Source organism: Kribbella catacumbae DSM 19601, assembly GCF_000372465.1.
GTDB classification, from domain to species: Bacteria; Actinomycetota; Actinomycetes; order Propionibacteriales; family Kribbellaceae; genus Kribbella; species Kribbella catacumbae.
In genome coordinates, this window is record NZ_AQUZ01000142.1 from 1 (window position 1) to 1,338 (window position 1,338).

1 rRNA gene is annotated in these 1,338 nt (G+C 54.6%); it reads left to right on the top strand.

Annotated elements, in window-relative coordinates:
* Positions 1–64 precede the first annotated feature (64 nt).
* Positions 65–1,338: ribosomal RNA gene (locus A3ES_RS0145620) — 23S ribosomal RNA — on the top strand; the annotation flags it as partial.

The window sequence follows — 1,338 nt, forward strand, 5'->3', positions numbered from 1 at the left end:
CCTGCCCGTATTTTGAGAACTGTATAGTGGACGCGAGCATCTTCAGTAGTTGTTTTTTGTTGTGTGACAAGCTACTAAGGGCAATCGGTGGATGTCTAGGCACCAAGAGCCGATGAAGGACGTAGGAGCCTGCGATAAGCCCCGGGGAGTTGGCAACCAAGCTGTGATCCGGGGGTGTCCGAATGGGGAAACCCAGCTGGCATTCTAAAGCCAGTTACCAGTGCCTGAACACATAGGGTTCTGGAGGGAACGCGGGGAAGTGAAACATCTCAGTACCCGCAGGAAGAGAAAACAATAGTGATTCCGTGAGTAGTGGCGAGCGAAAGCGGATGAGGCTAAACCATGTGCGTGTGATAGCCGGCGTGCGTTGCGTATATGGGGTTGTGGGAGCATTCAGATCCTAATGCCGTGGGGTCGGGGAGTTATAAATCGTTGTTGAAGCCGAACCGTCTGGAGTGACGGACCGTAGTGGGTAATAGTCCCGTAGGCGTAAGACAGTGACTTCCGAGTGTTTTCCCAAGTAGCACGGGACTCTTGAAATCCCGTGTGAATCTGGCGGGACCACCCGCTAAGCCTAAATACTTCTTGGTGACCGATAGCGGACTAGTACCGTGAGGGAAAGATGAAAAGTACCCCGGGAGGGGAGTGAAATAGTACCTGAAACCGGTTGCCTACAATCCGTCGGAGCGCTCACCTTGTGTGGGTGTGACGGCGTGCCTTTTGAAGAATGAGCCTGCGAGTTAGTGGTGTGTGGCGAGGTTAACCCGTGTGGGGTAGCCGTAGCGAAAGCGAGTCTGAATAGGGCGAAATAGTCGCATGCTCTAGACCCGAAGCGGAGTGATCTATCCATGGGCAGGTTGAAGCGCGGGTAAGACCGCGTGGAGGACCGAACCCACCAGGGTTGAAAACCTGGGGGATGACCTGTGGATAGGGGTGAAAGGCCAATCAAACTCCGTGATAGCTGGTTCTCCCCGAAATGCATATAGGTGCAGCGTCGCGTGTTTCTTACCGGAGGTAGAGCACTGGATGGTCTAGGGGGCTTACCGGCTTACCGAAATCAGCCAAACTCCGAATGCCGGTAAGTGAGAGCGCGGCAGTGAGACTGCGGGGGATAAGCTCCGTAGTCGAGAGGGAAACAGCCCAGATCACCAGCTAAGGCCCCTAAGCGATTGCTAAGTGGAAAAGGATGTGGAGTTGCCCAGACAACCAGGAGGTTGGCTTAGAAGCAGCCACCCTTGAAAGAGTGCGTAATAGCTCACTGGTCAAGTGATTCCGCGCCGACAATGTAGCGGGGCTCAAGCAATCCGCCGAAGCTGTGGCATTCACACTCGTACCCGG